The following is a 22,127-nucleotide window of genomic DNA, read 5'->3' on the forward strand; positions in this document are numbered from 1 at the left end:
TTGCCGCCGACACCTCGAGGTCCGCGGCAATCTCCTCCTGCGTCTTGCCTGCAGCGGTGAGCTCATCGGCACGGCGCAATTTGCGCACGATGTCTTCAGCAGAGTTGCGCTTTCGTCCAGCCATGTTTCTCCGTCGTCCTATCCGCCCAGTTCACGGGCAACAAGACTCTAAAACAAAATGGCCCCGTTCACCGGGGACACGCCACTCCTACCTCGTCGTATCCATAGGACAACGAAAGGATGCACGATGAAAATTGCAGTGGCAGGTGGAACGGGAACTGTCGGAACCCATGTCGTGAGGGTGGCTCGGATGCGGGGACACGAAATCGTCGTACTGTCGCGGGCAACCGGCGTCGACCTCCGCGACGGCAATGGCCTGTCCATCGCGCTCGAGGGTGTGGACGTCGTTGTAGACGTCTCATCCACGCAGACGATGTCGGCGAGAGGGTCCGTTTCATTTTTTCGATCTGTTACCGAGAACCTTCTCGCCACCGAGAAGTCAGTGGGCGTGGCGCACCACGTCACGTTGTCGATCGTCGGGATCGACGCCGCTCCCAAGGCGTACTACGCGGGTAAGGCCGCCCAGGAGAAGGCAGTGAGCGAAGGCTCTGTTCCCTGGACCATTCTGCGGTCCACGCAATTTCATGAATTCGCTTCGCAGATCTATGGCCAGCTCAAGGTTGGCCCGTTCGTGATCGTGCCGACGATGCGCTCGCAACCAGTCGCCGCGCGCGAGGTCGCTGAACGACTCGTCGACCTTGCCGAAGGAACACCGGAAGGACGGACACGAGATCTCGGTGGTCCGCGCGAGGAACGGATGGCCGACATGGTCCGCGGCTACGCGTCGGCGATCCACTCCCGCGTACGCATTGTCGAGTTGCCTGTGCCAGGCGCCTACGGAAGAGCACTGCGCAACGGATCGCTGCTGACCGAGGCGGATGCCGATCGTGGCGACCAGACATTCGCAGACTGGCTCGTCTGAACTCCCCCGCTGGATAACTCTTCGGGTGAAATCCGCGGAACTCCACTATTTCGGCCCGATCCAGGTCCATGATGTCGATCAAGACCATCATCGCTGCTGGTACCGAGAAAGCTGGTTTCGCTATGACGCAACCTGCAGAACGCCATACTGCGAAAGTCATCGGGGTAACTGTCGCCGCCGCCGTAGGCGGCTTCCTCTTCGGCTTCGACAGCTCCGTCGTCAACGGAGCAGTGGATTCGATCCAGGAGAACTTCGGATTGAGTTCGTTCGTGACGGGCTTTGCCGTCGCGATCGCACTGTTGGGATGCGCTGTCGGCGCATGGTTCGCGGGCCGGCTGGCGGACAGTTGGGGTCGCAAACGGGTCATGATGCTCGGATCCGCTCTGTTCACCATCTCATCGATCGGGTCGGGGTTCGCGTTCAGCATCCCCGATCTGATGCTCTGGCGCGTCCTCGGTGGCCTCGGAATCGGCATTGCATCGGTGATTGCCCCCGCATACATCTCTGAAATCGCTCCTGCTCGATATCGCGGTGGGCTGGCGTCGCTGCAGCAACTAGCGATCACCATCGGCATATTCGCTGCGCTCCTGTCGGATGCGGTGTTGCAGAACGCTGCTGGTGGGCCGTCCAACGACTTGTGGTTCGGTATGGAGGCATGGCGATGGATGTTCCTCGTCGGCGTTGTGCCCGCACTGGTCTACGGTTTCTTGGCCACGTTGATCCCGGAATCACCCCGCTACCTGGTAGGCAAGCACCTCGACGAAGAGGCTGCACGCATCCTCGGGGAGATCTCCGGCGAGGTGAATCCGGCCGAACGCGTCAAAGAAATCCGGCTGACGTTGAAAAAGGATGCGAAATCTTCGTTCTCGGATATTCGTGGGCCGAAGTTCGGATTGCAACCGATTGTGTGGGTCGGCATCACGATGGCCATACTGCAGCAATTCGTCGGTATCAATGCGATCTTCTACTACTCGACGACGCTGTGGAAGTCGGTGGGCTTCAGCGAGAATCAATCGTTCGTCACGTCCGTGATCACATCGATCATCAACGTGTCGATGACCTTCGTGGCCATCATATTCGTCGACCGGTTCGGACGAAAAAATCTGCTGCAGATCGGTTCGATCGGCATGTTCGTCGGTCTCGTGCTCGCTGCCGTGTCGTTCACACAGGCGGTGGGATCGGGAGACGACCTGACTCTTCCGAGTCCGTGGGGCCCAGTAGCGTTGGTCGGCGCGAACCTCTTCGTGATCTTTTTCGCCGCGACCTGGGGCCCGATCATGTGGGTCATGCTCGGCGAGATGTTCCCCAACAATATGCGGGCAGTCGCGCTCGGCGTGAGCACAGCTGCGAACTGGGTAGCAAACTTTGCCATCACCCTCGCATTCCCACCACTGACCGAGACGATCGGGCTCGGTTTCATCTATGCGTTCTTCGCGTTCTTCGCACTCGTCTCGTTCTTCTTCGTCAAGTTCAAGATCCGTGAGACGAAGGGCATGGAGCTCGAGGACATGATTCTCTAGCAGCATGACTCTCTAGCCGTCAGGAGGAAGTCCCATGCCGATGTTCGTCGTCGAGTATTCCTACACTCCCGAAACATCGTCCGGCCGAGACGATCACCGCACCGACCATCGTGCGTGGATCCAAGAAATGGTCCGCCGACACACCATTCGGTCTTCGGGGCCCTTGGCCGACCACAGTGGTGCCATGTTCATCGTCCAGTCCGTCGATGCGGACACCGTCGCCAGAATGTTCGCTCGCGACCCGTTTGCACGGGCCGGCCTCGTCGAGTCGGTTCGCATCGCCGAGTGGCATCCGACAGCGGGCGATGCGGCCCTACGTGAGGGGTCTGGCTGAGCATCCAATGCAAGCTACCGATCAGGTCTACAGCGCTTCGGCCCATCCGGCGATTCGCTTCGCGAGATCCCCCGACGTCAAACCGAGTTCACGATGGATCTGCTCGCGAGACGCATGATCCAAGAATCGCTGGGGCACGCCGACGTCCCGGCAGACCGTGTCGACGCCGACAGCGCGGATGGCAGCCGACACCGTCGATCCCACACCGCCATGAACGCCCGAGTCCTCCAGCGTCACGACGAGCTTGTAATCCTCCGCCATCTTCAGCAGCGGCTCCGGCACTGGCAGCACCCAACGCGGATCCACCACTGCCACCGCGAGGCCCTGCTCGGTCAAGATTTCTGCAGTCTCCAGAGCCAGTCCTGCGAAGACACCCACAGCAACAATCAGTACGTCGTGACCGCCGACGGTAGGCTCTGCCAGCACGTCGACAACTCCGTCGAGGCGTCGAATCGCAGGAATATCTTCCGTAACCGAGCCCTTGGGGAACCTCAATGCAGTGGGTCCGTCGTCGATTGCGAGCGCTTCGGCGAGCTCCTCGCGCAGAGATGCGCAGTCCCGCGGTGCGGCAACACGCATGCCGGGCACGATGCCCAGAAGCGACATGTCCCACATCCCATTGTGGCTCGCACCGTCGGCGCCGGTGACTCCCGCTCGGTCCAGCACTACCGTGACGGGAAGTTTGAGCAGCGCGACGTCCATCAGCAGTTGATCGAACGCACGGTTGAGAAACGTCGAATATATAGCGACGACCGGATGCAGACCCCCGAGTGCAAGACCTGCGGCAGACGTCATCGCGTGTTGCTCGGCGATCCCCACGTCGAACATCCGGTCCGGGTATTTTTCGCCGAACGCCGCAAGGCCGGTCGGTCCGGCCATCGCGGCGGTGATGGCGACGACATCCTCCCGCTCGGCAGCAAGATCGATGAGCTCCTGCGAGAAGACCGACGTCCAGTCCGGTGCCGCGATCGAGCGAGAGCGACCGGTCAGTGGATCGATCACACCGGTGGCGTGCATCTGGTCGGCAACATTGTTCTCGGCGTGCGCGTACCCCATACCCTTCCGAGTGACTGCGTGGACGATAACCGGGCCGCCGTATGCCTTGGCTCGGCGCAACGCGGATTCCAGGGCCAGCTCGTCATGGCCGTCGACCGGGCCTAGGTATTTGATACCGAGATCGGTGAACAGAACCTGAGGACTGAGGGCGTCTTTCACGCCCGCCTTCATTCCGTGCAACATCGCATACGCCGTCTTGCCGACCAGCGGAATATTCCGAACCATGCGTCGTCCGTTGTCGAGGATCCGCTCGTACCCCGGCTGCAACCGCAGTGCCGCAAGGTGCTCGGCGAGTCCGCCGATGGTCGGCGCATACGAACGACCGTTGTCGTTGACCACGATGACGACCGAGCGGTCTTTGCCTGCCGCGATATTGTTGAGCGCTTCCCAACACATCCCGCCGGTCAATGCTCCATCTCCAACGACGGCGACGACGTGGCGGTCCTTCTGATCGGTCAGTTCGAAGGCCTTGGCCAAGCCGTCCGCGTAGGACAACGACGCAGACGCGTGCGAGGACTCGACCCAGTCGTGCTCGCTCTCGGCCCGCGACGGGTAGCCCGACAGCCCGCCCTGCTTGCGTAGCGAATCGAACGAACTGGTGCGACCGGTGATCATCTTGTGCACGTATGCCTGATGGCCCGTGTCCCAGATGATGGGGTCGTGGGGAGACGAGAAGGTTCGGTGAACCGCAAGAGTCAGCTCGACGACACCGAGGTTGGGCCCCAAATGTCCGCCTGTAGCGGATACGGTCTCCACCAGGAAATCACGGATTTCTCCGGCTAGTTCTGTCACCTCGGACGGGGCCAGACGGCGCAGATCCTCAGGCGTCTGAACTCGAGCTAGGACACCCAACGAGATCGCTCCCTCCGGCCGGAAAATTTCGGTCTACCCTGCACATTTGTCATCGACACGAACACTCGATCAGCACAGTCTACGTAGACTGCCGTACTGCCCTCACGAACTTCGTGTCGGCTGGTCCATCAGCGCTACTCCTGACGACACTACTGCTGCGGTGCCGCGGTTCCCAACAACCGCGACGCGTCTCTGATCACACGAGAAACCTACGGCTGTTCACAGGAGAAAGCCGAGGTCGGCGCATAGGGTGACCTCCATGCCAACCGTCGTGGACAACATTCTCCGGCACGTGTTCGATATCTGTCGGGACAACACTGCAGGTGCCGTCGCCGACTACATACCGGAACTCGCGGCAGTGGCACCCGACGGATTCGGCATTGCTCTCGCGACGAGCGATGGATATGTCTACGAGGTCGGCGACACCTCGATACCTTTCACCATCCAGTCGATTTCGAAACCGTTCACCTATGGACTTGCCCTTGCGGACCGCGGCGAGGATGTCGTGGCGAGCAAGATCGACATCGAGCCCTCAGGTGAACCGTTCAACGAGATCAGCCTCGATCCGATCACCGAACGTCCCAGGAACCCGATGATCAACGCAGGCGCGATCACCTCTGCGTCGTTGGTTGCCGGGCGCACGATCGAAGAACGATTCGAGCGGATCCGCCAGTCCTACTCCCGGTACGCAGGGCGAGAACTGACGTTCAACCGAGCTGTCTACGAATCTGAGGCGCGAACGGGAAACCGCAACCGTGCGATCGGCTACATGCTACGAAGTTTCGACATCATCGAGAACGATCCGGACGCTGCCGTCGATCTGTACTTCCGTCAGTGTTCGATCGACGTCACCGCCGCCGATCTTGCCGTCATGGCTGCGACGATGGCCAACAACGGTGTCAACCCGCGCACGCGTGAGCGTGCGTTGTCCCCAGCACTGATCGAGCGGGTGCTGAGCGTGATGACGACGTGCGGGATGTACGACAGCGCGGGTGACTGGGTTGCACGAGTGGGCATGCCCGCCAAGAGCGGCGTCGGAGGAGGAATTGTGGCGGTGCTACCCGGACAGATGGGTATCGCGGTGTACTCGCCGCGCCTCGACAGTCACGGGAACAGTGTTCGAGGGGTCGACGCATGCCGCGAACTGTCCAGGAAGCTGGAATTGCATTTTCTGCACGTGACCCGGGCGTCACGATCTGCCATCCGCGGTCGATACACGGTTGCCGAAACACCGTCGCGAAAGCGACGCAGCGAGATCGAACAGGACGCGTTGGCACGGTTCGGCACTCGCGGTCGCATCTACGAGCTGCATGGCGATTTGCTGTTCTCCGGTGCGGAAACGGTGGTGCGCGAAATCGGAAACCTCGATGCGAATCTGGACGCGTTGATACTCGATGTTCGCGGCGTCGACGAGGTCAGTGCGATCGCCCGCAGCATGATCGATGAGCTGCGCACTCAGCTCGCCACAAACGGATGCCGTGCTTCCCTTGTTGATCCGCGAGGCGTGCTGGGGATGGTGTCGTCCAGCGTCGATCCCAGCGATCCGTCGGGGCGCGCGTTCGGCGATCTGGGCTCGGCGATCGGATGGGCCGAAGAGCTGATTCTCGACCGCTACTGCGTCGGGCCGAGGCAGCCTCCGAAAATCACCACTCGGGAGCATCCAGTGTTGAGCGGTCTCACCGACGAGCAGTTCGAGGAAATCGAACGGTTGATCGAGAGCAGACACTTCGCCCGGGGTGAGGTGATAGTGCGCAGCGGCGACGCCGCAATGGGCCTGTTTCTCGTGCTCGCCGGCGAAGTCAGCTCCACATACCAAGCTGCCGACGGGTCCCGTCATCGGATTTCGACGCTGTCCCCCGGTATGAGTTTCGGCGAGATGCCACTGCTCGCACAGACGAAGTTTCTCTTGGATTTCTGTGCGGACACCCCGCTCACCGTTGCCGTGATGACAACAACGGACTTCGAATCTTTGACCGAGACGGCCCCGCCGGTGAAGCTCGAATTGCTGAAGAACCTTGCGGCAGGCGCCTACCTGCAGATGAATACCGCAATCAAGTCGCTGGGACAGTTCGACGTCGGACGATGATTCGTCCGACGTCGAACTGCCTGAGCACCGTGCGCACGTCTAGGCCGCGAGAGTCACCATCGTGAGCACCTCGGTCGGCTGCGGTGATCCGCCTGTGGGTTCGAGCGAGAATGCGAAATTCGTCGCAGCACCCATACCGCCGATGACGGTTCCGTCGCCGCCTGCAAGCTGCTCGGCAGTGACCAGACCGACCGAACGTGGCGTCCCGTCGACGAACCACATCTGATAGTCCTTGCCCGCTGCGGGTGTTGCGACTCCGTCCAGCTTCACCAACGCCGAATCGGAGCCTCGGGAATACGAAACAGTGGCTGTTCCGCCGCCGGGAAAGTCTGCAGTGACTTCCTCGATGTCCGGCGCAGCAGCGATTTGTTCGGCTTGTGTAGGTGTCGGATCGTTGCCGATCACCTGCGTCGCAACCACCCCGCCGCCGACCAATACCACTACGGCTGCCGCGGCGGCCATCATCGCGGATCGCCATCGGTTGCTCTTGCGGTCGCGGTGTAGCGACATGCTGGAGACGTTCGACGCGGTCGAGGGCATCGGGGTCGAGGGCATCGGGGTCGCCTGCGCGACACCCGGTAGTTCCTGCAGAACTCGAGCTTTCATCTCGGCCGGTGCATCCACTGCATCGAATACCGACATCAGGGCCAGCGTCTCCTGGATCTCGCTGACGAGGATGTTGAACTGAACACGAGCCGTGTCGTCGACCGAGGCAAGATGTTGTTCGATCTCAGCTGTCTCAACCGAATCGACCGCATGGAGGGCATATACCTCCGCGACGTCCAGCAATCGCTGTCGTGATGCTTCACTCATGAAGGTGTCACCCCCAGACATGTCTTCAACTTGATCAGTCCGTCCCGTATGCGTGATTTGATGGTCGGAACGGCAACGCCTAGCCGTTCCGCCACTTCGCGGTATGTCCAACCGCTGTAATAAGCCATTCGTACCGATTCGCGTTGCGTATCGGTCAGTGTGTCCAAACACGCAATTACGGCATCCGACTCGAGTCGCTGCGTCACAGCTTCGAGTACCTCGTCGTGCTCGGGCGAATGACTGATCGCTCCGTAGGCAGCTTCACGATCTGTACCCGACTGCTCGGACCGAACCCGATCGACCGCTCGCCGATGGGCAAGCGTCATGATCCAGGCGAGAGGACTCCCCTGGTTCGGATCGTAGTTCGGAGCTGAGCGCCAGATCTGCAGGAAGACCTCCTGAGTGGTCTCCTCGCTGTAACCAGGGTCTCGGAGTACTCGTAGAACCATGCCGTAGACGCGGGCGCTCGTAGCGTCGTACAACTCGGCAAATGCGCGCTGATCGCCACCGGCGACCGCGGCCATCAGCCGACGAAGCCGCTCGGCCTCGTCCGCACGCAGATTTCGCAACTGTGCGCTGGGTACCGCGCACGCAGCGCCATCCGCGTCATCGGCTACCGACGGGTCGACTTCTGAATCTGGTGTGCCCTGATATGGCGAACCCGAGTTCTGGGGTGTGCTCACCGGGTCAAGGTCCCAACAGATTCGACTCTGATCACGTTCATTGATCAAGAGAGTAGTGCTCATGTAGCTCTCACACCGAAACCTCCGCGTTTTCCCGCCGCACAACATATTCGGTACACGCCCTGGAAAGGATGGCTGCGAGGCAAAATGAATTGCGTCTCGGGCGGAAATCGGACAATTTTAGGGAATTGGACACGTGCTGTCGATCGAGACGTTTGCCTGATCAAACGGCTCGGCGCCTCATCCGGCAATAGCAGCGCGGGCGCGGTGCCGCCGCACGGCATCCCGGTTGGAGCAGACGGTTCCGCAGTAGCGTTGACGGCCGGTGCGCGACACGTCGGCGAATACGGTGTCGCAGTCCTCGGCTGCGCAACGGCCGAGCCGTGACATGCCTCGGCCGGACAGATGCAGAGCGGTACCGACGCTCACCAGAGCACGCACCACCGATCCGAGTTCGATGTTGGGGTCACGGTAGTGCATGTGCCAACCATCGTCGGCGTGGTTGGTCAACCGCGGGTACGCCGACGCCCGAGCGAGCAGCCCGTTCAGGATCTGGGCCCGTCCTTCGTCGGTTTCGGCGTCGACGATGGCGACCCACTCGTCGAGAAACGCACGGGCATCCACCAGGTCCGCGTCCGTGGGAACACTATCGACGACCAGCCCCGCGTCGACGCACCGTCGGCCGAGTTCCTCGGCGGTGCGCGGCGGCGAGTTGAACAGATCCACGCCCAGCTGAACCGCATACGTTCCGTAAGGGTTGATGTGCATAAGACCATTACATCAGAGTAATGACCATGAGCACACACGAACACTCACACGGTTGGAACACGACCAGCCGACACAGCACGAGCGAAGGGACCATCAGCTACCAACACTGTGCGTGCGGATCTCAGCGCATCACCACCAATGCCACTCCCCACACCAGCGCCGTGGCTCATCGGACAACAATTGCTCATGTGGACTACCGCCGATGACAAGTGCCCGCGCTATCGGAGAACGCTGAGACTGCAGGTACGGCCGTGTCGAGCACGTGGCAGCCAGCTATTTCACGAACACGCCGATGCACTCCACATGATGACTCAGGGGAAAAGCATCGAACGCGCGAACGGATTCCAGTTCGAATCCCGCCTCGCGATAGAGGCTTGCGTCGCGCGCAAACGATGCTGGATCGCAACCGATGTGGACGATTCGACGCGGCTCGCGCGCGACCACAGCCGTCACGACGTCTTTCCCGGCACCCGAACGCGGTGGGTCGAGTATCACGACATCGGGCGACGGCAAGGACTCGATCACCCGCTCGACGCGGCCCGGTACGAACCGCACCTGCCCAACTCCGGTCAGCGCCGAAACGCCGTCCGACGACGCCCGCCGGGAGAACTCGACACTCACTACCTGGCCACGGGCACCGACGCCTCCTGCAAGTCCTGCGGCGAACACGCCGACACCGCCGTAGAGGTCCCATGCCACCGAGCCTGCCTCGACCCCTGAGCATTCCGTAACAACGTCGCTGTACACCTGCGCGGCCCCACGGTGCGCCTGCCAGAAGCCGGTGGCATCGAGTTCCCACTCGGTGCCGGATACGATTTCGTGCGCCCGCCCGCTTCCCATGACCGCTTTTTCGGTTCGCGGCTGTGCCGATGCTGCTCGCCGGGCGGAGGCACCCCGTCGCCCGGGCGAACGACGACCGGTTCGAGACACCGCGGCCGGGGCGATTTCGACTACGTGCCGCTCTCCTGAGCCGTCGACGGCAATCACCAGTTCTGCACCCGGCCGCCATCGCGCTTCGGCGATACCGTCGTAGACACCGGTCACGGCCTGCGGACACGCGGGTTCGGGGATGATGGTCGTGCTGCGATACCGGTGAAATCCCGCGCGTCCGGAATTGTCCACCGCCAGACGAATACGGCTTCGCCAGCCGGTGCCATCGCCGGAGAATGGTAGTTCCTCCACGACGACGTCACGCTCGATCCGTGCAATTCTGCGAAGTTGCTCGGCCACGACGTCGGCTTTCATGGCGCGGCCGGCCGCTACGGTTGCGTGGGAGTAGTCGCAACATCCCGACCCCCCGGGCCCGGACACCGGGCATACTGGCTCAACTCGGTCCGGTGACGCGGACACGATTTCGACGGCGTCGGCGCGGCAAAACGAACCGCCTCGATCTTCGGTGATTCGGGCGCGCACCACTTCCCCTGGCAATCCATGCCGCACGAAGACGACTCGTCCGTCGTGACGTGCCACACAAAATCCTCCGTGACCGGGCGCCCCGAGGGTGAGTTCGAAGGTTTTTCCGAACCAGCTCTCGGTCATCTCACCTACCCGACGGCGGTTCGTAGCCGCGTCGCGATGCACCGGGGGCATTCTCGCGGGTCTCGCGCTTCGCCTTCTCCGAAGAATGCAATTGCCACGGCACGCTGGTCACCATCACTCCGGGCTGAAAGAGCAATCGACTCTTGAGGCGCAGTGCACTCTGATTGTGCAGAATTTGCTCCCACCAGTGCCCTACGACGTATTCCGGGATGAAGACAGTCACCACGTCACGTGGCGAATCGCGCCGAACGCGTTTGACGTAGTCCAGGACAGGCTTGGTGATTTCGCGGTAGGGCGACTCGACGACCTTGAGAGGCACCGAAACGTCGCTGTGTTCCCATTCTCGGACGAGCGATCGGGTGTCCGCCTCGTCGACGTTGACCGTGATCGCCTCCAACGTGTCGGGCCGGCTGGCGCGCGCGTAGGCGAGCGCTCTCATCGTGGGCATGTGCAGCTTGGACACCAACACGATCGAATGTGTACGGCTCGGCAGAACTCCGTCCCATTCCTCGTTCTCGAGCTCGCGGGCGACCGTGTCGTAGTGCTTGCGGATCATGCGCATCAGAATGAAGATGGCGATCATCGCGACGATAGCGATCCAGGCTCCTGCCGCGAACTTGGTAATCAACACGATCACGAGCACGGTGGCGGTCATCGCCAGACCGACGCTGTTGACAATGCGCGAGCGGAACATTTGTCGACGTAAGTCCGGATCTTTCTCCTCGCGCAGCAATCGCGTCCAGTGTCGAAGCATGCCGGTCTGACTCAACGTGAACGAGACGAACACCCCGACGATGTAGAGCTGGATCAGCTTGGTCACCTCAGCGCCGAACACCACGACGAATGCTATTGCTGCGCCGGACAGGAACAGGATCCCGTTGCTGAACGCGAGCCGATCTCCGCGTGTGTGCAACTGGCGGGGCAGGTAACGATCCTGAGCCAGCACCGAGCCGAGCACCGGAAACCCGTTGAACGCAGTGTTCGCAGCGAGAACGAGGATAAGGGCAGTAACGATAGTGATGAAGAAGAACCCGATCGGGAACCCGGAGAACACCGTCTCGGCCAGCTGCGCGATCAGCGTTTTCTGCTGGTATCCAGCCGGCGCGCCGATCAGCTGTTCGGTCGGATCCATTGCGTACTTGATCCCTAGTTTCTGGGCCAAGATGATGATCCCCATCAGCAACGTGATGCCGATAGAGCCGAGCAGCAGCAGCGTGGTCGCGGCATTGCGTGACTTCGGCTTCTGGAATGCGGGCACACCATTGCTGATCGCTTCGACTCCGGTCAACGCGGCGCAGCCGGAGGAGAACGCCCGCGCGACCAGGAAGGCAAACGCAATGCCATACAGGTGCGAGTCCTCGGCTTTGAGTTCGAATCCAGCAGATTCGGCGTGCAGATCCTCCCCGAATGCATAGACCCGGAGCAAGCCCCACACCAACATCAGGACCATCCCGACCATGAAGGCGTAGGTGGGAATGGCGAATGCAGTGCCCGATTCTCGGATTCCGCGCAGGTTGACCGAGGTGATCAGCACAATTGCGACCACGGCGAAGAGCACCTTGTGATTCGCGACGATCGGCACGGCCGATCCGATGTTCGACGCTGCCGCCGAGATCGACACCGCAACGGTGAGTACGTAATCCACCAATAGGGCGCTGCCGACTGTCAGGCCTGCGGTCGGACCGAGATTCACAGTCGCGACTTCGTAGTCACCGCCGCCCGATGGGTAGGCGTGAACGTTTTGGCGGTAGCTCGCAACGACCACTGCCATCACGATGCAGACCGCCAACCCGATCCATGGCGTGAACGCAAGCGCCGAAATGCCTGCCACGGACAAGACGAGAAAAATCTCCTCCGGCGCGTAGGCAACCGAGGACATGGCATCCGATGCGAAGACGGGTAGTGCAATGCGCTTCGGTAGGAGTGTGTTCCCGAGCTTGTCGCTGCGGAACGGCCTACCGAGCACGAGCCGCTTGGCGGCGGTCGAAAGCTTGGACACAACGAAAGAGTAGGCCGTCCAATTCGAGACGGAACACCGGAGCGTGGAAACGCGCCGAACGAGTAACCGATGGCGGGCGATTTGCCCGACTTCTCGCCCGGACAGCGGATGCGAGTCGATTACTGTTCTCCGGCCCGATACCTTGGTGCAGGAACGTGCCGACCCGTTCCCTTGCACGCGATGAGACTCGAATGGAGCTGGACCTGTGTACGTAGTGGTGATGGGGTGTGGCCGAGTAGGCGCATCGCTGGCGGGTGCTTTGCAAAGGATCGGGCACGAAGTCGCAGTGATCGATCGTGACGAAAGCGCGTTTCTGAGGTTGGACCCGAAGTTCGACGGTCATCGAGTTGTCGGCATGGGTTTCGACCGCGATGTTCTGGTGAAGGCCGGAATCGAAAAAGCCGAAGCCTTCGCCGCGGTGTCCTCCGGAGACAATTCGAACATCATCGCTGCGCGCGTCGCACGCGAAACGTTCGGAGTCGAAAAAGTAGTCGCCCGCATCTACGACGCCAAACGCGCCGCTGTATACGAGCGACTCGGTATCCCCACGGTGGCGACCGTTCCATGGGCTACTGATCGCTTTCTTCACAATCTCCTGCGCGACGACCCCACGACGAAGTGGCGCGACCCATCCGGCAGTGTGGCGGTGGTGTTGCTCGACATCCACGGAGGGTGGATCGGCAAAAGGGTGTCGCTACTGGAGGAGTCGACCCATGCGCGCGTAGCGTTCGTCATCCGTTTTGGTACCGGTTTGCTCCCCGACAAGAAGACCGTCATCCAATCCGACGACGAAATTTATGTCGCAGCCGTGTCAGGCACGGTCGCCGAAGCCATCGCACTTGCCTCCAACCCACCACCGTCCGATGAATGAACAGCATCCGATGAATGAACTGAAAACCGGTATCGAAACGAACGGGAAATCATGAGAGTCGCAATCGCCGGCGCCGGTGCAGTCGGTAGATCCATTGCCCGCGAACTGATTCGCAGTGATCACTCGGTGATGCTGATCGAGCGAAAAGTGGACCACGTCGATCGGGATGCAATCCCCGAAGCCGACTGGATTCTCGCCGATGCGTGCGAGCTCACGCTTCTGGAGGCTTCCCACCTCGAGACCTACGACGTGGTGATCGCAGCGACCGGCGACGACAAGGCCAACCTGGTGCTGAGCTTGCTCGCGAAGACCGAATTCGGCGTCGACCGTGTGGTGGCACGCGTCAATGATCCGCGAAACGAATGGCTGTTCGACTCTTCATGGGGAGTGGACGTCGCGGTGTCGACACCGCGCATGCTCGCCTCCCTCGTCGAGGAAGCAGTGTCGGTCGGAGATCTTGTCCACCTCATGACGTTCCGAAAGGGACAGGCCAACCTGGTCGAGATCACACTCCCCGAGAACACTCCCCTCGCAGGCAAACCCGTCAAGAAGTTGTCGCTACCCAGAGATGCGGCGCTCGTGACGATTCTGCGCGGAGGGCGCGTCATCGTCCCTCAGCAAGACGACCCGCTGGAGGGCGGCGACGAGCTACTGTTCGTGGCATCCGTGGAGGTCGAAGGTGAACTCCGCGCTGCAGTAGGCCTGTCGTGACGTTCACCGGTGTCGGTCTTGCGAGCACGTTGATCCGGTCTGCATCGGGAGAGGCTCGAGGTCGACGTGTCCGACCGAATGTCGTTACGTGGTGAGCTTTCTCATAGAGCATCCCGAGTATCAGGATCTCGTGGCGTAACAGCACCGGCGTGGTCTTTCGAGGCTTCCTCGATGGCACTGTCGGCTCGGCGAACTGCCCAAAATGTCACCAACAGCGCGACGCCGGTGAGCGGCCAGCCCATACCGATACGAGCCGCTGCCAGCCATCCCGTCTGATCGGCGTCGTAGAGCTGTGATTGCACGACATAGCGTGCGCCGAACACTACTGCCCACGCTAGGGTCGCGATGTCGTAGGACCTCACGGCCCTGGGGACGGTTCGCCACGACGTGCCCTTGCTGTTGAGATAACCCCACGCGACACCGACCAGAGGCCACCGCGCGATCATCGAGATCACGAAGACCCCGGCGTATGCGAGTGAGGTGTAGATCCCGAACAGAAAATAGCCCTTGGCATCTCCGGTCCGGTACGCGATGAACGCACAGATTCCGACACCGAAGAATCCAGATATGGCCGGCTGAATAGGCGCCCGCTGTACAAGGCGCCACACCATCACCGCCAGCGCAACGCCCAGTGCTGACCAAATTGCTGCGGACAAGTTGAAGAAACTGTTTACAGGCACGAACGCTATTACCGGCAGCGTCGACGCCACGACACCACTCAGACCACCCATCTGCTCGAGAATGGTGGGCGCCACCTTCTCGGCCGATCGGTCTCCTGACGCATTGCGCTCTGCTGCACTGCTGTCTGTGGCATTGCGCTCTGCTGCACTGCTGTCTGTGGCACTGCTATCTGTGGCACTGCCGTCGCTATCGGTCACCTATCGAGGGTGCCACACCGAAGCGAATGCGAGATGGGTGCGTCAGGAATCGTCACGCAGTTCGTAGTACGGGTTGTAGACGATCTTGCGGCCGTTGCGTTCTCCGACGCGGCCGCGGATCAGAACTGTCTTCCCCGGCTCGATTCCCGGAATCTTTCTGCGGCCGATCCACACCAGTGTCACCGGATCGGTGCCGTCGAAGAACTCTGCTTCGATGTTGGCATTGGCGGCCTTCGAGCACGCCTCCACGCTGCGGAGACGACCCAACATGGTGACCTCGTCACCGCGCGAGCAGTCGCACGCGCGTTGAGCGCCGGATGCCTCCGACGATTCCGCCATTTCTTCGGCGTCGAGTTGATCGACGTCCTCGGTCAACTTTCGCGTGAGTTTGCGAAAATATCCTGCGGCAGCGGGTGCCATGGTGCGCTCCTGGAGCATTTACGACGGGTTTGCCACTAGTTCGGCGTGTACGAACGCCACTGTAGACCCGCTGATGCGGTGCGGCCAATCGCACCCGAGCCTCACGCGGGCACAATGCTCGGAATGAGTATTCGTTCGCCGCACGCAGTGGTTCTGCCAGGGACAGGATCGGACGCACGCTTCGCGGCCGACGCGTTCGAATCAGCGTTGACGGCTGCCAGAATCAGCATGCAGGCGGTGGAACCCGAACCGTCCGGTGTCGTTGCGGGGTACAAGCACGCACTGGACGCCGCCGCCCACGTGCATGGCCGAATCATTGTCGGAGGAATATCCATCGGAGCCGTTGTAGCGGTCGCCTGGGCGATCGAACATCCGGATCGGGTGACAGGCGTGTTGGCCGCGTTACCACCGTGGCTGGGAGACTCTCTGGACGCTCCGGCCGCGGCGAGCGCCAGAATCACAGCGCAGCAGTTGACCGAGGACGGCCTGGCCGCGGTGACCGAGGCGATGGCCGCGTCCACCCCCTCTTGGTTGGCCGCCGCCCTCCGTCGATCCTGGGCAGCTCAGTGGCCGAATCTACCGTCGGCACTGCTGGAGGCGGCCGCATATGCAGCTCCGGACGAACCGGCGCTACGCAGCCTCGGCGCCCCCACCGCGATCGTCGGATGCGTCGACGACCCGGTGCATCCGTTCGCCGTTGCCGAGCTATGGCAGCGTGCCGTTCCTCGCGCCACTCTCTCGACGGTCACTCTCGACGACATCGGAGCCGATCCATCGATCCTCGGCAACCTTGCGGTCGCAGACCTACTGTCGCTGATCGGCTGATCGGCTGATCTGGTTGCTGTTCAACCTCCGAGCTGCTGCATGGCCGACCCAGACGAACCGCGCCGCGGACCTTCGGTAGGCCCTGACGGCTGTACGGAAGCCGGCTGGGCAGGTGAAGGCTGGGCAGGTGAAGGCTGGGCAGGTGCGGGCGCTTGCTGATCGGTCGGCTGGGCCTGCTGCTCTTGTGCTGCTGCCAATTGAGCACTGAGAGCGGCAGGAAGCACCACCGGCAACGGCGTGCGAACCGGGTGCGGTTCCGATCCGCGGTCCACGACCGTCTGTGACAGAACATCCCGTGCGATCTTTACGAGCGGTGAGTCGTTGTTCACTGCTCCGGCGGGTCCGGCCAGCACACAGCGCACCATCCACCGGTATCCGTCGACGCCGATGAAGCGCAGGTCCGCGTTGGCTGTGACTCCATGCAGTTCACGGCCCCACGGCCCGGTCTCCACGCTTACCTCGGACTGGTCGCCTCGCAACGAACCTGCAAGGTCGGCAGCAACTTCACGCCATTGGCCGGGCGACTTCGGCGCCGCGTACGCCGCGATCGTGATGCGGCCGTACTGAGTGACCACGTGGACAGCTTGCGGCGCACCTGCCTGCGTCATCTCGACCTGGAGCTGACCCCCTTCGGGCAGAGGTACCAGAACCGAACCCAGGTCGAGTCGGGTCTCGGCGAGCGACTCGCGGTCATCGTCGAGTTCACTCAGGTCGAACGGGCCCAAGTCGGGGTCGGAGTCGGCCCCGTGGGGCCGGTCGGCCCTCGCTGACCCGGCGTCCGTATCGGTACCGGTCTCGTCACCGAAAAATCCACCGTCGTGGTCGTCGTGCTGCTCTGCAGACTTCTTGCGACGTCCGAACATGATCGTGTTCTCTTTCTCTCGGTCAGTGCGTGTGTGTCGGTGCCGACGTCAGGCTTGCGTGTCCGCCGCTGGAGCCGTACCCACCACTGCCCCTCGACGTATCGTCGAGTGCGTTCACTTCGACGAAGGTGACCAACTCGACTCGCTGAACCAGTAACTGCGCAATTCGATCGCCCCGAACCAACTCGATCGTCTCGCGCGGATCCAGGTTGATCAAGCACACTTTGATCTCACCTCGGTACCCGGCGTCGATAGTCCCGGGCGAGTTCACGATCGACAGGCCCGATCGTGCCGCCAGGCCCGATCGGGGATGTACGAGACCCACCGTGCCCATCGGCAGTGCAACCGCGATGCCTGTACCCACCACGATTCGTTCGCCCGGAGCAATCGATGCATCTGCCGTGATGTGCAGATCGACACCCGCGTCACCTTCGTGCGCACGGGTAGGCAACGGAAGATCAGGGTCGAGGCGTGTCACACGAACCGCCGGAGGTCCGGCTGCGCCGACAGCGGCGGCGTCCGTTGTACGTACTGCGTCGATTGAATGGTCGCTCACGTGCTCCGAGACTACGCTGCCTGCTCACACCGCCGGGTGTCCACGTCGCACCCCGACATGCCGGGCCTGTTGGGCGTGCAGCTACCCCTGGAGCCTGCTCCGCCTGCGGCTACCCATGGAGCCTGCTCCGCCTGCAGCTACTCTGGAGTACGTGCCACAGGACTCACACAACGACTTGGATCCCGCCACCACACCGAGCGAGGGCGATGAGCCGATCAACAACGCCGTCGTCTTCTCGGAAAAACTTTGGGTGCCCCTGTGGTGGTGGCCTGCTGGGCTCGCCATCGCCGCCCTTCTGGCCGCCGAGGTCCACATGGGTGCGCCGGGGTTGCGGGCCTGGCTGCCGTACCTGCTCCTGCTCCCTTTCCCGCTATGGGCTCTCTACTGGCTCAGTCGCATGATCGTCGAGGTCGACTGTGCGGAGGCGAGCGGCGGTGAGCTACGAGTCGGACGAGCACACCTACCCCTGTCTGTGATCTCGAATGCGGCCGTCATACCAGGGACAGCAAAAAGTGCGGCGTTGGGAAGGCAGCTGGATCCCCTTGCCTTCGTGCAACACCGCACCTGGGTCAAACAAATGGTTCTGATAGTTCTCGACGATCCCGACGACCCCACCCCCTATTGGCTGGTCAGCACGAAACGTCCCGAAGATCTGGTTGCGGCGCTGGCTCGGCCCACCCCCGGAGCTCGCAGCTAAAGCGAGCTCGGCCTCACGCAGCCGGTCCGCATCTTTACCGTTCGGGCTGCGATCACGAAACGAGCGCACACGAACGAGCGCTCACGAAATCAGCGCAGTCTCTCGCGAACAGCTCCCTCGCGAGCTGCCCAGTCTCACGCAGCGCAGTCTCGGCAGATGAGGACTCCGCTCGCGTCGCTCGCCAGACGGCTCCTGTGATGCACCAGGAAGCAGCTGGAACATGTGAACTCGTCGGCCTGCTTGGGGACCACTCGAACGGACAGCTCTTCTCCGGAAAGATCCGCGCCGGGGAGCTCGAAGGACTCGGCCGTGTCGGCCTCGTCCACGTCGACCACTGCAGACTGCGCCTCGTTGCGGCGCGCCTTCAGCTCCTCGAGCGAATCCTCTGAAACATCGTCGGATTCTGTTCTTCTCGGTGCGTCGTAGTCGGTTGCCATTATTTCCTCTAACCCCTCGTCTTCGTGCGTGTTTTACCGGTGGATAGCTGCCTCGTACTCGCCCTCGAAAGGACGTGAGGCTGCTAGGGAGGGCGCTGCGCTGTGCTCCCACCGTCTTCTTTGCTGGTCCAGCTCATGTATTCGACGGACAATAAGTTCAACGGACGATGATGCCTGGAGGTGCCCGAGAAACTACCCCGGTTCATGCCCGAAACATCAAGGTTGAAACCCGATCGATACCTCATCGTCCACTGTCGACCGCCGCGGATGTGTCTCTGTTCTGAAACCACCGGGGCCGCCAGACAATAGCCGAACCTTGAGACTTTGGCGAAACCGGACCACCCTTATGCCGTTGTTGATCTGACAATCCCGTTGAACAACACCGATGCCTGAGTCATTCCATACAGCTCGAGGGCGGTCCGGCCGTGTTCGAGCCAACAACACGACCAGTGGACGAGCGATGCCGGCACCGGGCCATCTACAGTGAGCGGACGCCGACGCTCCTAGCAGAGCATGGCTCGCGTCCCACCATGCCGAAGAAAGGCGTATCCGCACCGTGGTTTCTCTGATCACCGAAGGCTCATCGTTCGACGATCGCGGCAAGCCCTTTCGTCGCAGGCGTGCTCTCCCCATAGTGATCGTGCTGCTGGTTCTGGCTCTTCTCGGAGTGTTCACCTGGATTCGGGTGTTCACCGGAGGTGAAACGATGTCGGCCACAGTCGAGTGCAACGCACCGTCCACCACACCCGCGGCCGACGGCACGGTGCCTGCGCCGCTGGGCGACCGCATCGACGAATCGGATCTTCTCGACGTGGAGCCCGCTGCCCTCTCGGCGACGAAGGTACGTGTCTACAACGCGAACGGTGAACGGGGGCAGGCCGCGACCGTTGCGGCCGACCTCAGCGAATTCGGCTTCGCCAGCGCGCCGGACGTCCAGGTCGGCAACGATCCGGTCTACCTCGATCAAAACATGCAGTGCCAAGGCCAGATCCGGTTCGGCGCCACTGGCACCGCTGCGGCGAGCGCAGTATGGCTCGCTGCTCCGTGCATGGAATTGATCCAGGACGGTAGAGGCGACGACACCGTGGACCTGGCCCTCGGTACTTACTTCAAGGCCCTTCAACCCAACTCCGACGCCGAATCGGTGCTCCAGTCCCTTGCCGGTGTCACGCCGGGCGCTACTCCGGCAGCACTGGACATCGATCTCCTCGAAGCGGCCCGTACAGCTCGCTGCTGACGCACGCCTTGCCGGCGAGCCTCGTCCTCCTGTCGATAGTTCAGTCCGACTGTCGATCGTTCAGTCCGACTGTCGATCGTTCAGTCCGATGGAATCGGATCCATTGCGCCGACGGTCTGCAGTAGCTCCAGAAATTCGCGTTCGATTCCCGGTGCTACTGCAACTGTGACTGCCCCCTCGCCGCTGGACGACGTGGGAAGTGGAAGCACGACCGCGGCGCCGGCTTCCTCGGCGATCAACGAGCCCGCAGCCCAGTCCCACGGGCTCAGTCCATGTTCGAAGTGCGCGTCGACAGCACCCGAGGCGACCATGCACAGATCCAGTGCAGCGGATCCGATCCGTCTGATGTCCCGAATCAGCGGAAGAAGTTCCCCGATGATCCGCCCCTGCCCGGTACGGCGAAGCGCACCATAACCGAACCCTGTCGCCACCAACGCCAGTGAGACGTCCGCGACTGGGTTGCAGCTCAGTTTCCTTGTGCTGCCGTCGGATTCCGTTGCCGTGGCACCGCCGCCACGCAACGCGCTGTAGACGATGTCACGTGCTACATCGACCACGACTCCGGCAACGCTCACACCGTCCACCTGTGCGGCAACCGAGATGGCGTACGCAGGAATGCCGTAGAGAAAGTTGACGGTTCCGTCGATCGGGTCGAGAACCCAACGCACTCCGGCCGTGGATCCGGTCGAACCTCCGCCCTCCTCGCCGAGGATGGCGTCGCCGGGTCGCCGCTCGGCGAGAAGCCCCCGGAGCACCTCCTCGGTTTCGGTGTCGACGATGGTCACCGGGTCGGTAGGGGTGCTCTTGGTCGTCACTGCACTTCGGCCACCCTGGACGTCGGAAACGGCGTCGGGACCGAACACTTCGGGTCGTCGGACGCGCACGTGCGCCGCTGCTGCACGAGCCACATCCTCGGCGACCTCCAGCAGCGCACGGGACAGATTTCGGTGGAAATCCTCGGACGAAACTTGGGCGTCAACTCGTGGGTTCGGCACCGCACCATCGCATCACACGATGCGCCGCACACACCAGTCGGACAAAGTGTGTACATCTCATCGTCCACCGCATCCCGCGAAGGCGCATTAGTCTTTATCCATGACACAGGCAGGGTCCATGACACAGGCAGGCTCGGAATCGACCACGATCGATGCAGGACAACACCGCGGATTCGGCGTCGACGTGGGTGGCAGTGGAATCAAGGGTGGAATCGTCGACCTCCTCACCGGTGACCTCGTCGGCGACCGGTACAAGATCGAGACGCCTCAACCGTCCACTCCCGACGCGATTGCCGCCGTCGTCGCCGAGATCGTGACGCACTTCGAATGGACGGGTCCGGTGGGCGTGACGCTGCCTGCCGTCGTCACCAATGGGGTGGCGCGCTCGGCGGCCAACATCGACAAGTCCTGGATTGGGACGGATGCGAGAGCATTGTTCGCGGCGGCGATCGGGCACGAGAACATCACCGTCCTCAACGACGCCGATGCGGCGGGCGTCGCAGAGGATCGTTACGGCGGCGGCAAGGACAAGAGCGGAGTCGTGGTTCTCCTGACGTTCGGTACCGGTATCGGCTCCGCCGTTCTGCACGACGGCGTCCTGCTTCCGAATACCGAGTTCGGGCATCTGGAGGTGGGGGGCAAGGAAGCCGAGCACCGCGCCGCGTCGTCGGTGAAGGAGAACAAGGACCTGTCCTACCGGGAGTGGGCAAAAGAGGTGTCGACGGTTCTCGAGACACTCGAAGCGCTTTTGTGGCCCGATCTGTTCATCGCGGGCGGTGGAATCAGCCGCAAGAGTGACAAGTGGATTCCGCACCTGACCAATAGAACTCCAGTGGTGGCAGCCACATTGTTGAACACTGCGGGCATCGTCGGCGCTGCCCTCGCGGCCGACACAGCGGGCCAAACGGGCAAGGCTGGGTAACAAACTTCTCGGCGGTCGTTACAATGGTTGTTGCCGGTCTGCACGCCGGCACAATCGACAAGACCTCTCCGCCGGAAACCACT

General features: G+C 62.0%; 22 protein-coding genes. 10 read left to right on the forward strand and 12 right to left on the reverse strand.

Going from position 1 to position 22,127, the window contains the following annotated elements; all coding sequences use genetic code 11:
- The first annotated feature begins 247 nt into the window (after positions 1–247).
- From QMK17_RS00005 to QMK17_RS00015, 3 genes are all read left to right on the forward strand, one after another.
- A complete protein-coding gene (locus tag QMK17_RS00005; protein ID WP_283506305.1) occupies positions 248–982 on the forward strand; it encodes an SDR family oxidoreductase in 735 nt (244 codons plus the stop codon).
- Positions 983–1,053: 71 nt separating this feature from the next.
- Positions 1,054–2,502: a sugar porter family MFS transporter gene (locus tag QMK17_RS00010; RefSeq protein WP_283506633.1), complete on the forward strand. Its 1,449-nt coding sequence runs from the start codon at positions 1,054–1,056 to the stop codon at positions 2,500–2,502.
- A 34-nt stretch (positions 2,503–2,536) separates the two neighbouring features.
- Positions 2,537–2,836 (forward strand): YciI family protein, encoded by a 300-nt coding sequence (locus tag QMK17_RS00015; RefSeq protein ID WP_283506306.1) that lies wholly within the window; start codon positions 2,537–2,539, stop codon positions 2,834–2,836.
- Between the two features lie 27 nt (positions 2,837–2,863).
- On the opposite strand, the gene dxs is transcribed toward QMK17_RS00015, so the two are convergent.
- Positions 2,864–4,744 (reverse strand): 1-deoxy-D-xylulose-5-phosphate synthase, encoded by a 1,881-nt coding sequence (gene dxs, locus QMK17_RS00020; RefSeq protein WP_283506307.1) that lies wholly within the window; start codon positions 4,742–4,744, stop codon positions 2,864–2,866.
- A gap of 259 nt (positions 4,745–5,003) precedes the next feature.
- Here dxs and glsA point away from each other — a divergent pair, with 259 nt between their 5' ends.
- Positions 5,004–6,830 carry a glutaminase A gene (gene glsA / locus QMK17_RS00025; protein WP_283506308.1) on the forward strand — a complete coding sequence of 609 codons (1,827 nt, stop codon included), beginning with the start codon at positions 5,004–5,006 and terminating at the stop codon, positions 6,828–6,830.
- A 39-nt stretch (positions 6,831–6,869) separates the two neighbouring features.
- On the opposite strand, the gene QMK17_RS00030 is transcribed toward glsA, so the two are convergent.
- From QMK17_RS00030 to QMK17_RS00050, 5 genes are all read right to left on the reverse strand, one after another.
- Entirely contained in the window at positions 6,870–7,643 is a 774-nt protein-coding gene (locus QMK17_RS00030) for an anti-sigma factor (protein ID WP_283506309.1), read from the reverse strand.
- Positions 7,640–8,389, reverse strand: coding sequence for a sigma-70 family RNA polymerase sigma factor (locus QMK17_RS00035; protein ID WP_283506310.1), 750 nt, complete (start codon positions 8,387–8,389; stop codon positions 7,640–7,642). Before QMK17_RS00035 ends, QMK17_RS00030 begins: the two co-directional genes overlap by 4 nt.
- Positions 8,390–8,566: 177 nt before the next feature.
- The gene (locus QMK17_RS00040) at positions 8,567–9,094 is read right to left on the reverse strand and encodes a CGNR zinc finger domain-containing protein (RefSeq protein ID WP_283506311.1); all 528 of its coding nucleotides are present in this window, start codon (positions 9,092–9,094) and stop codon (positions 8,567–8,569) included.
- A gap of 273 nt (positions 9,095–9,367) precedes the next feature.
- Complete coding sequence (locus tag QMK17_RS00045; protein WP_283506312.1) at positions 9,368–10,633, reverse strand: class I SAM-dependent RNA methyltransferase; 1,266 nt, start codon at positions 10,631–10,633, stop codon at positions 9,368–9,370.
- 1 nt (position 10,634) lies between these two features.
- Positions 10,635–12,632, reverse strand: coding sequence for an APC family permease (locus QMK17_RS00050; RefSeq protein WP_283506313.1), 1,998 nt, complete (start codon positions 12,630–12,632; stop codon positions 10,635–10,637).
- Between the two features lie 205 nt (positions 12,633–12,837).
- Between QMK17_RS00050 and QMK17_RS00055 the strand changes: the two genes are divergently transcribed.
- The gene (locus tag QMK17_RS00055) at positions 12,838–13,503 is read left to right on the forward strand and encodes a potassium channel family protein (RefSeq protein ID WP_283506314.1); all 666 of its coding nucleotides are present in this window, start codon (positions 12,838–12,840) and stop codon (positions 13,501–13,503) included.
- Between the two features lie 51 nt (positions 13,504–13,554).
- Positions 13,555–14,214, forward strand: a complete 660-nt coding sequence (locus QMK17_RS00060; RefSeq protein ID WP_283506315.1) for a potassium channel family protein — start codon at positions 13,555–13,557, stop codon at positions 14,212–14,214.
- 101 nt (positions 14,215–14,315) lie between these two features.
- On the opposite strand, the gene QMK17_RS00065 is transcribed toward QMK17_RS00060, so the two are convergent.
- Positions 14,316–14,945, reverse strand: a complete 630-nt coding sequence (locus QMK17_RS00065; protein ID WP_283506635.1) for a DUF3159 domain-containing protein — start codon at positions 14,943–14,945, stop codon at positions 14,316–14,318.
- 189 nt (positions 14,946–15,134) lie between these two features.
- A complete protein-coding gene (locus tag QMK17_RS00070; protein WP_283506316.1) occupies positions 15,135–15,512 on the reverse strand; it encodes an OB-fold nucleic acid binding domain-containing protein in 378 nt (125 codons plus the stop codon).
- A 123-nt stretch (positions 15,513–15,635) separates the two neighbouring features.
- On the opposite strand from QMK17_RS00070, the gene QMK17_RS00075 reads away from it, so the two are divergent.
- Entirely contained in the window at positions 15,636–16,337 is a 702-nt protein-coding gene (locus tag QMK17_RS00075) for an alpha/beta fold hydrolase (RefSeq protein ID WP_283506317.1), read from the forward strand.
- 20 nt (positions 16,338–16,357) lie between these two features.
- Here QMK17_RS00075 and QMK17_RS00080 read toward each other — a convergent pair whose 3' ends face one another.
- Together QMK17_RS00080 and dut are read right to left on the reverse strand one after the other, a co-directional pair.
- Entirely contained in the window at positions 16,358–17,200 is an 843-nt protein-coding gene (locus QMK17_RS00080) for a DUF3710 domain-containing protein (protein WP_283506318.1), read from the reverse strand.
- A 22-nt stretch (positions 17,201–17,222) separates the two neighbouring features.
- On the reverse strand, positions 17,223–17,741 hold the full coding sequence (gene dut / locus QMK17_RS00085; RefSeq protein ID WP_283506637.1) for a dUTP diphosphatase: 519 nt from the start codon (positions 17,739–17,741) through the stop codon (positions 17,223–17,225).
- A 166-nt stretch (positions 17,742–17,907) separates the two neighbouring features.
- On the opposite strand from dut, the gene QMK17_RS00090 reads away from it, so the two are divergent.
- Positions 17,908–18,453 carry a DUF3093 domain-containing protein gene (locus QMK17_RS00090; protein WP_442972655.1) on the forward strand — a complete coding sequence of 182 codons (546 nt, stop codon included), beginning with the start codon at positions 17,908–17,910 and terminating at the stop codon, positions 18,451–18,453.
- A 134-nt stretch (positions 18,454–18,587) separates the two neighbouring features.
- Here the strand turns inward: QMK17_RS00090 and QMK17_RS00095 are convergent, their stop codons facing one another.
- On the reverse strand, positions 18,588–18,890 hold the full coding sequence (locus tag QMK17_RS00095; RefSeq protein ID WP_115960487.1) for a DUF4193 domain-containing protein: 303 nt from the start codon (positions 18,888–18,890) through the stop codon (positions 18,588–18,590).
- A gap of 556 nt (positions 18,891–19,446) precedes the next feature.
- Between QMK17_RS00095 and cei the strand changes: the two genes are divergently transcribed.
- On the forward strand, positions 19,447–20,127 hold the full coding sequence (gene cei / locus QMK17_RS00100; protein WP_283506319.1) for an envelope integrity protein Cei: 681 nt from the start codon (positions 19,447–19,449) through the stop codon (positions 20,125–20,127).
- 80 nt (positions 20,128–20,207) lie between these two features.
- On the opposite strand, the gene QMK17_RS00105 is transcribed toward cei, so the two are convergent.
- On the reverse strand, positions 20,208–21,068 hold the full coding sequence (locus QMK17_RS00105) for an inositol monophosphatase family protein (RefSeq protein WP_283506641.1): 861 nt from the start codon (positions 21,066–21,068) through the stop codon (positions 20,208–20,210).
- A gap of 172 nt (positions 21,069–21,240) precedes the next feature.
- Here QMK17_RS00105 and ppgK point away from each other — a divergent pair, with 172 nt between their 5' ends.
- A complete protein-coding gene (gene ppgK, locus QMK17_RS00110) occupies positions 21,241–22,044 on the forward strand; it encodes a polyphosphate--glucose phosphotransferase (RefSeq protein ID WP_283506643.1) in 804 nt (267 codons plus the stop codon).
- Positions 22,045–22,127: the final 83 nt, after the last annotated feature.

This window comes from Rhodococcus sp. G-MC3 (assembly GCF_030063335.1).
GTDB lineage: Bacteria > Actinomycetota > Actinomycetes > Mycobacteriales > Mycobacteriaceae > Rhodococcoides.